Source organism: Streptomyces sp. WM6386 (assembly GCF_000972385.1).
Lineage (GTDB): Bacteria > Actinomycetota > Actinomycetes > Streptomycetales > Streptomycetaceae > Streptomyces.
Genome location: NZ_JXTE01000130.1, coordinates 1 through 8,421 on the forward strand (window position 1 = coordinate 1; position 8,421 = coordinate 8,421).

Annotated in this window: 7 protein-coding genes; 4 read left to right on the forward strand and 3 right to left on the reverse strand. The window is 68.4% G+C overall.

The genetic code is table 11. The features are described from left to right. The 3 genes from TN53_RS48750 to TN53_RS39690 form a co-directional block, all read left to right on the forward strand. Nucleotides 1-674: ComF family protein (locus tag TN53_RS48750; RefSeq protein ID WP_234441813.1), on the forward strand; the 674-nt coding region annotated here is incomplete at its 5' end. A gap of 311 nt (nucleotides 675-985) precedes the next feature. After that, entirely contained in the window at nucleotides 986-1,678 is a 693-nt protein-coding gene (gene hpf, locus TN53_RS39685; protein ID WP_420719162.1) for a ribosome hibernation-promoting factor, HPF/YfiA family, read from the forward strand. A gap of 200 nt (nucleotides 1,679-1,878) precedes the next feature. Then, nucleotides 1,879-2,625 carry a response regulator gene (locus TN53_RS39690; protein ID WP_046263720.1) on the forward strand — a complete coding sequence of 249 codons (747 nt, stop codon included), beginning with the start codon at nucleotides 1,879-1,881 and terminating at the stop codon, nucleotides 2,623-2,625. A 15-nt stretch (nucleotides 2,626-2,640) separates the two neighbouring features. On the opposite strand, the gene TN53_RS39695 is transcribed toward TN53_RS39690, so the two are convergent. After that, nucleotides 2,641-3,813: a winged helix-turn-helix domain-containing protein gene (locus TN53_RS39695; RefSeq protein ID WP_046263721.1), complete on the reverse strand. Its 1,173-nt coding sequence runs from the start codon at nucleotides 3,811-3,813 to the stop codon at nucleotides 2,641-2,643. Nucleotides 3,814-4,048: 235 nt separating this feature from the next. Continuing rightward, entirely contained in the window at nucleotides 4,049-4,633 is a 585-nt protein-coding gene (locus tag TN53_RS39700; protein ID WP_046263722.1) for a GNAT family N-acetyltransferase, read from the reverse strand. Nucleotides 4,634-4,903: 270 nt separating this feature from the next. On the opposite strand from TN53_RS39700, the gene secA reads away from it, so the two are divergent. Continuing rightward, complete coding sequence (gene secA, locus TN53_RS39705; RefSeq protein WP_046263723.1) at nucleotides 4,904-7,741, forward strand: preprotein translocase subunit SecA; 2,838 nt, start codon at nucleotides 4,904-4,906, stop codon at nucleotides 7,739-7,741. A 132-nt stretch (nucleotides 7,742-7,873) separates the two neighbouring features. On the opposite strand, the gene TN53_RS39710 is transcribed toward secA, so the two are convergent. Then, nucleotides 7,874-8,421: Rv3235 family protein (locus TN53_RS39710; RefSeq protein WP_046263724.1), on the reverse strand; the 548-nt coding region annotated here is incomplete at its 5' end.

The following is an 8,421-nucleotide window of genomic DNA, read 5'->3' on the forward strand; positions in this document are numbered from 1 at the left end:
GTGCTGCGGGGTTCGCTGGGGTTGCTGTCGAGCCTGGGGTGGGGTTGGCGGGAGACGGTTTTGGGCTTGTGTCGGCGGCGGGAGCCGGGGGTTCGGGAGCGGGGGGCCGGGTCGTGTTGCTTGTTCCTGTGCCTTCCGCGCGGCGGGTGGTGGGTGCTCGGGGGCATGATCCGGCGCGGCGGATCGCGCTTGCGGCGGCGGGGGAGCTGCGGCGCGGTGGAGTGGCGGCGCGCGTGGTCGGTGTGTTGCGGCAACGTCGTGCCGTGGCTGATCAGTCGGGGCTCGATTCGCGGGAGCGGCTGGAGAATCTCGCGGGTGCGCTCGAGGTCGTTCCCGGTGGTGGGCGGCTGCTTCTCGGTGGTCCGGTCGTACTCGTCGACGACCTGATGACGACGGGTGCGTCCCTGACGGAGGCGGCGCGTGCCGTGCGGGCGGCGACGGCTGCGGAGACGATGGTGCGGGCGCGTGAGAGCGCCTCGGTCGCGTACGGCTCAGCCGTAACAGCTGTGTACGGCGCGGCCCCTCGGGAAGGCACAGGGGGACGGAGGAATCGATTGGCGGAGGCAGACATGGGCGGTGGGCCCCGAATGGTGCGGACCTACCGTGCCGGTGACGTCATCTGCGCGGCTGTGGTCGCGGCGTCGCCAGGTTCTTTCGAAATAAACCGGAACTGACTGCGAACTTGCATCGTTGCAGGTAATGAGAGGGCCAATTCACCTGAACGGAGGTACGCCGCGGTAGAGGGTGACGACATCCGTCCGGGCGAGATATGTTCGGTTGTGAGGAAAGGCGCAGGCCACACCTCTCATATCCGATTGCCGTGCCGCGGGTTTCTCACAATCACCCGTCCCGGTGGAGTGGAGATCTTGCCCACGGGGGAGGAGGTGGACGTCACCGAGTCCGAGGTTCCGGGGCTCACCGGGACCTGGTGCAAAAGGGAGATGCTCCGCCAGTGGCGCGGAGTGATCCGGGAACGGAGTTCTGCGTGGACATCGTCGTCAAGGGCCGCAAAACCGAGGTGCCCGAGCGGTTCCGCAAGCACGTGGCCGAGAAGCTGAAGCTGGAGAAGATCCAGAAGCTCGACGGCAAGGTGATCAGCCTCGACGTCGAGGTGTCCAAGGAGCCGAACCCCCGACAGGCCGACCGCTGTGACCGAGTGGAGATCACGCTCCGCTCCCGCGGTCCGGTGATCCGGGCGGAGGCGGCAGCAAGTGATCCGTACGCGGCGCTCGACCTGGCGGCGGAAAAGCTCGACGCCCGGCTGCGCAAGCAGCACGACAAGCGTTACTCCCGTCGCGGCTCGCGCCGGCTCACGGCGGCCGAGGTCCCCGACCACGTCCCGGGCGCGGCGACGCTCAACGGGAACGGCAACCCGGTCCATGAGCAGGAGCCGGACGGCGTACCCACCAAGAAGATCGGCTCGCTGGAAGTGAAGGGCGAAGGCCCCCTCATCGTCCGCGAGAAGACCCACGTCGCCTCCCCGATGACCCTTGACCAGGCTCTTTACGAGATGGAACTGGTCGGGCACGACTTCTATCTGTTCGTCGACTCCGAGACCAAGGAACCGAGTGTCGTCTACCGGCGGCACGCCTACGACTACGGCGTCATCCACCTCAGCACGGACCCGATGGTCGCCCAGGCGCAGTCCCCCGCGGCCGGTGGCACGCTGGGTGGCTGACGCGCCCGGCTGACGGCTCAGCGGTGCCCCTGGAGCGCGTGTGCGCCCCCAGGGGCACCGGTGTGCGACCACTTCGCGCCCGGCTCGTCACCGCAGTGTCGTCCGGGCATGAAATCATGGCCGCATCGGCCCAACCGGTGGGCCGTTGCCTTGGGTTGGCGATGGCACATGACCAGCCACAGCCTTCAGGGGGAGGAACGATGGCGGACAGCTTCGGACCGACGCATGACGAGGACGCCGGCGACGGCGTCGTCGGCATGGGATCGGACGCGGGCTCACCACGCAAGGAGCCCATCCGAGTCCTGGTCGTCGACGACCATGCCCTCTTCCGACGGGGACTCGAGATCGTGCTCGCGGCCGAGGAGGACATCCAGGTCGTGGGCGAGGCGGGCGACGGCGCCGAGGCCGTCGACAAGGCCGCCGATCTGCTGCCCGACATCGTCCTGATGGACGTACGGATGCCCAAGCGGGGCGGCATCGAGGCCTGCACCTCCATCAAGGAGGTGGCACCCAGCGCCAAGATCATCATGTTGACGATCAGCGATGAGGAAGCCGACCTCTACGAGGCGATCAAGGCGGGCGCGACCGGTTATCTCCTCAAGGAGATCTCCACGGACGAGGTGGCCACCGCCATTCGCGCGGTGGCCGACGGGCAGTCGCAGATCAGCCCGTCCATGGCGTCGAAACTGCTCACCGAGTTCAAGTCGATGATCCAGCGGACGGATGAACGTCGACTTGTGCCCGCGCCGCGGCTGACGGACCGGGAGCTGGAGGTTCTCAAACTCGTCGCCACCGGTATGAACAACCGCGATATCGCCAAGGAGTTGTTCATCTCCGAGAACACCGTGAAGAACCATGTGCGCAACATCCTGGAGAAGCTGCAGCTGCACTCCAGGATGGAAGCCGTCGTCTATGCGATGCGGGAGAAGATCCTCGAGATCCGCTGAGGTCCGGCGGTTCTGTCAAACCAGTGCTCGGGTGAGTTCACTGGCCAGGGGCTCGCGGAGTTCCGGTGTGTCCACTCTTTCGACGCGTACGTCCGTGCAGTCCACCCAGCTCGCCGCCTCGACCAGCGCCTGGGCCACCGCCGGGACCGCCTTCGGGCCGTCCAGGGTGACCTGCCTGGCGACGAGGGTGCGGCCCTCGCGTGCCGGGTCCACACGGCCGACGAGACGGCCGCCGGCCAGGACCGGCATCGCGAAGTAGCCGTACACCCGCTTCGGCTTGGGGACGTAGGCCTCCAGGCGGTGGGTGAAGCCGAAGATCCGCTCCGTGCGCGCGCGTTCCCAGATCAGGGAGTCGAAGGGCGACAGGAGGGTCGTACGGTGGCGGCCGCGCGGGGGCGTCTCCAGGGCCGCGGGGTCTGCCCAGGCCGGCTTGGACCAGCCCTCGACCGTGACCGGGACCAGGCCCGAGTCGTCGATCACCGCGTCGACCTGGTCGCCCTTGAGGCGGTGGTAGTCGGCGATGTCCGCGCGGGTGCCGACGCCGAGGGACTGGCCGGCGAGGCGGACGAGGGTGCGCAGGCACTCGCTGTCGTCCAGGTCGTCGTGCAGCAGGGCTGTGGGGACGGCGCGTTCTGCCAGGTCGTACACGCGCTTCCAGCCGCGGCGCTCCACGCAGACAACCTCGCCGTACATCAGCGCGCGCTCCACGGCGACCTTTGTGCCGGACCAGTCCCACCACTCGCTGGTCTTCTTCGCACCGCCCAACTCCGTGGCGGTGAGGGGGCCTTCGGAGCGGAGCTGTTTGATGACCTGCTCGTAGGTGCCGTCCGGCAGGGTGTGGTTCCAGTGGGGGCGGCTGCGGTAGGCACGGCGGCGGAAGGCGAAGTGGGGCCATTCCTCGATGGGGAGGACGCAGGCGGCGTGGGACCAGTACTCGAAGGCGTGTGTGTCTGTCCAATAGGCGTCCTCGACCGTTTTGCGGCCTACGGCTCCCAGGCGGGCGTACGGGATTAGTTCGTGGGAGCGGGCCAGGACCGAGATGGTGTCGAGTTGGACCGCGCCGAGGTGGCGGAGGGTGCCGCGGACGCCGGCCTTGCGGTTGGGCGTACCGAGGAAGCCCTGGGCGTGGAGGGCGATGCGGCGGGCCTCGTCTGCGGAGAGCGCTGCGGTGGGGCGCGGGGTCGTCATGCTTGCGCACGATAGGAGGTGGGACTGACAGTGTGGGTTGAGCTGCGGGTTCTTCGGGGGCGCTGTGTTGGGGGCGGCGTTGGGTTGTTGCGCCCCCGCCGCCCCTACCCGTCCCATCCTCCAGGGGCGCCGCCCCTTCGACCCGGGTTCCTGGGGGCTCCGCCACCAGGCCCCTGTCGGCCCCGAAAGGGCCTCGTCCTCGAACGCCGGACGGGCCGAAAGGCTCGGGGCGGTGTCAGGAGGTGGATGGTGTGTGTGCCGGCAGATATGGCGCCGTTGACGGCAGACCCAAGTCCGAGGGCAGCAGGGAACCCACCCAGCAGTCTCGTCGTACGCCCTTGTTGTTGACCGCGGAGCGGAGGGTGCCTTCGAGGGTGAAGCCGGCGCGTTCCGCCACCGCGCGGGAGGGGGTGTTGCCCACTTCCGCGCGCCATTCGATGCGGTCGATGGAGAGCGCTGTGAAGGCCCAGCGGGCGGCCGTGGTGGTGGCCTCGGTGATGTAGCCGTTGCCGCGGTGTTCCTTCGTGGCCCAGAAGCCGATCTCGGCGACGCCGAGGGAGCGCATGGTGATGCCGAGCATGCCGACGAGTTCGCCGGCGGGGAGGAAGACGCCGAAGGTGAACATGGAGTCGTTGGCCCAGCCGTCGGGGGCGAACTGTTCCGTGAAGGCCTGTGCGTGCTCGTGGAGATAGGGCGAGGGGAACTGGGAGAGCCAGCGCTGCATCTCGGGGTCCTGGGCGGCGGCGTACACGGCGTCGGTGTCGTCGGGACCGACGGTGCGCAGAACCAGGCGGCCGGTGGTGAGCGTGACGGGTTCCATCGGCCGATTCTGCTCGGGATCCGGGCGCGGACGCCATCTTTTTGCTCTGTGTGAGCGGGTGATCACACTTCGCGCAAATCGTCGGGGGAACACGGCACCATCCGCAACCTCCGTCCGTTGTCCCCTTTGACGGAGATTTGAAGCAGCGGACGGTCGGCGTCCTCGGCAGGCTCCCGGCGTGGCCGGGTCCTCGCATACGATGGCCGTTGCTCAGTCAAGTCAAATGGAAACCGACCGTCCCAGGCCCGACCGGCAAGGAGACTTACCCCCGTGTCCGTCCTCTCGAAGATCATGCGTGCAGGCGAAGGCAAGATCCTGCGCAAGCTGCACCGCATCGCGGACCAGGTCAACTCCATCGAAGAGGACTTCGTCGACCTCTCCGACGCCGAGCTGCGGGCCCTCACTGATGAGTACAAGCAGCGGTACATCGATGGTGAGACGCTGGACGACCTGCTGCCCGAGGCGTTCGCCACCGTGCGCGAGGGCGCCAAGCGCGCGCTCGGTCAGCGTCATTACGACGTGCAGATCATGGGCGGCGCGGCCCTCCACCTCGGCTATGTGGCCGAGATGAAGACCGGCGAGGGCAAGACCCTGGTCGGCACCCTGCCCGCATATCTGAACGCACTGTCCGGCAAGGGCGTCCACCTCATCACGGTCAACGACTACCTGGCCGAGCGCGACTCCGAGATGATGGGCCGCGTCCACAAGTTCCTGGGCCTGGACGTCGGTTGCATCCTCGCCAACATGACGCCCGCCCAGCGCCGCGAGCAGTACGCGTGCGACATCACGTACGGCACGAACAACGAGTTCGGCTTCGACTACCTCCGCGACAACATGGCGTGGTCCAAGGACGAGCTCGTCCAGCGCGGCCACAACTTCGCGATCGTCGACGAGGTCGACTCCATCCTGGTCGACGAGGCCCGTACGCCGCTGATCATCTCCGGTCCGGCCGACCAGGCCACCAAGTGGTACGGCGACTTCGCCAAGCTGGTCACCCGCCTGAAGAGGGGCGAGGCCGGCAACCAGCTCAAGGGCATCGAGGAGACCGGCGACTACGAGGTCGACGAGAAGAAGCGCACGGTCGCCATCCACGAGCCCGGTGTCGCCAAGGTCGAGGACTGGCTGGGCATCGACAACCTCTACGAGTCGGTGAACACCCCTCTGGTGGGCTACCTGAACAACGCCATCAAGGCGAAGGAGCTCTTCAAGAAGGACAAGGACTACGTCGTCATGGACGGCGAAGTCATGATCGTCGACGAGCACACCGGCCGTATCCTCGCCGGCCGCCGCTACAACGAGGGCATGCACCAGGCGATCGAGGCGAAGGAAGGGGTGGACATCAAGGACGAGAACCAGACGCTCGCCACGATCACCCTCCAGAACTTCTTCCGCCTCTACAAGCGCCACGACCACAACGGCAAGGAACAGCCCGGCCTCTGTGGCATGACCGGTACGGCGATGACCGAGGCCGCCGAGTTCCACCAGATCTACAAGCTCGGCGTCGTCCCGATCCCGACCAACCGGCCCATGGTCCGCAAGGACCAGTCGGACCTGATCTACCGCACCGAGGTCGCGAAGTTCGAGGCGGTCGTCGACGACATCGTCGAGAAGCACGAGAAGGGCCAGCCGATCCTCGTCGGTACGACGTCGGTCGAGAAGTCCGAGTACCTCTCGCAGCAGCTGAGCAAGCGCGGAGTCCAGCACGAGGTGCTGAACGCCAAGCAGCACGACCGGGAGGCGACGATCGTCGCCCAGGCCGGCCGCAAGGGTGCCGTGACCGTGGCCACCAACATGGCCGGCCGCGGTACCGACATCAAGCTCGGCGGCAACCCCGAGGACCTCGCCGAGGCGGAGCTGCGCCAGCGCGGCCTCGACCCCGAGGAGCACATCGAGGAGTGGGCGCAGGCCCTGCCCGCCGCCCTGGAGCGTGCCGAGCAGGCGGTCAAGGCGGAGTTCGAGGAGGTCAAGGACCTCGGCGGGCTCTACGTCCTCGGTACCGAGCGGCACGAGTCGCGTCGTATCGACAACCAGCTGCGCGGTCGTTCCGGCCGTCAGGGCGACCCGGGCGAGTCCCGCTTCTACCTGTCGCTCGGCGACGACCTGATGCGTCTGTTCAAGGCCCAGATGGTCGAGCGCGTGATGTCGATGGCGAACGTCCCGGACGACGTGCCGATCGAGAACAAGATGGTGACGCGCGCGATCGCGTCCGCCCAGTCGCAGGTCGAGCAGCAGAACTTCGAGACGCGTAAGAACGTCCTGAAGTACGACGAGGTCCTCAACCGCCAGCGCGAGGTCATCTACGGCGAGCGGCGCCGCGTCCTGGAGGGCGAGGACCTGCAGGAGCAGGTCGTGCACTTCATGGACGACACGATCGACGAGTACGTCGGTGCGGAGACCGCCGAGGGCTTCGCGGAGGACTGGGACCTCGACCGGCTGTGGGGCGCCTTCAAGCAGCTCTATCCGGTGAAGATCACTGTCGAGGAGCTGGAGGAGGCGGCCGGCGACCGGGCCGGGCTGACCGCAGACTTCATCTCCGAGTCCATCAAGGACGACATCCACGAGCAGTACGAGGGGCGCGAGGCGCAGCTCGGCTCCGAGATCATGCGTGAGCTGGAGCGCCGGGTCGTGCTGTCGGTCCTGGACCGCAAGTGGCGCGAGCACCTCTACGAGATGGACTACCTCCAGGAGGGCATCGGCCTGCGCGCGATGGCGCAGAAGGACCCGCTGGTCGAGTACCAGCGCGAGGGCTTCGACATGTTCACCGCCATGATGGAGGGCATCAAGGAGGAGTCCGTCGGCTACCTGTTCAACCTGGAGGTCCAGGTCGAGCAGCAGGTCGAGGAGGTCCCGGTCGAGGTCGACAGGCCGTCGCTCGACAAGCAGGACTCGGTGCCGGCGCAGGCGGGTGCGCGTCCGGAGATCCGTGCGAAGGGGCTCGACGCTCCGCAGCGTCGGGATCTGCACTTCTCCGCGCCGACCGTGGACGGCGAGGGTGGTGTCGTCGAGGGTGAGTTCGCCGATGACGAAGAGCCGGTTCGGTCCGAGTCGGATGGCCTGACGCGGGCGGAGCGGCGCAAGCAGTCGCGTGGGCGGCGCCGCAAGAAGTGACGGTGTCCGTGACGCTGTAGCGGTGTGAAGGGCCGGGCCACCTGGGGTGGCCCGGCCCTTCGGCGTTCGCCTGCGGGCGCTCGGAGGCACCCGCACCGGCCGTGCGGGCCTGCCCTGCGAGGGTTCCTGGTGTCAGGCGTCGTCCGTGCGGCTGCCCCGCGGGCCGCCCAGTTCCACCGCTGCACAGCGCCAGCGGCGGTCCCGGCCCTGTTCCAGGCGGAAGGCCATGGCGCGGAGCTGGTCGCCGGCGCCGATGCGGGCGAAGGCCTCGACCGCTCCGTCGCGTGGGACGTAGTAGCCGATGTCGCGGATGACGGGGCGGGTGCCGTGGGTGCGGAGGGGGCCGCGTTCGGCGAGCACGGCGAGCTCGTCGTAGGCCTGGCCGATCGTGTGCCGGAGCATCGAGTGGACGGGGCGCTGGCCGCTGAGGACCGCGAGGAGAAGGTCGGCGAAGAGGTCGGTGGGGCGGGGCTGGGGGATGGGCCTGCGAGGGGTCTGGGAGGGGACGACAGGGGCGCCGAGGGGCCTTTCGCGGGCCTCTGCGCGAGTCGTCGGTGGGCGGTTGTCGGCGGGGGCGATGCGCGGGCCGGTGCCGGTCCGTGAGCCCGGCGGGCGGCTGTCGTCCGGGGCCGTGCGGGGCGTGCCGCCGGTCGGGGTGCGGGGCGGGGTGGTGCCCGGGC

What these genes read in the sequence shown, in the direction of transcription:
- TN53_RS39690 (WP_046263720.1), top strand. Translation starts at nt 1,879, where the DNA reads ATGGCGGACAGCTTCGGACCGACGCATGACGAGGACGCCGGCGACGGC.
- TN53_RS39695 (WP_046263721.1), bottom strand. Translation starts at nt 3,813, where the DNA reads ATGACGACCCCGCGCCCCACCGCAGCGCTCTCCGCAGACGAGGCCCGC.
- TN53_RS39700 (WP_046263722.1), bottom strand. Translation starts at nt 4,633, where the DNA reads ATGGAACCCGTCACGCTCACCACCGGCCGCCTGGTTCTGCGCACCGTC.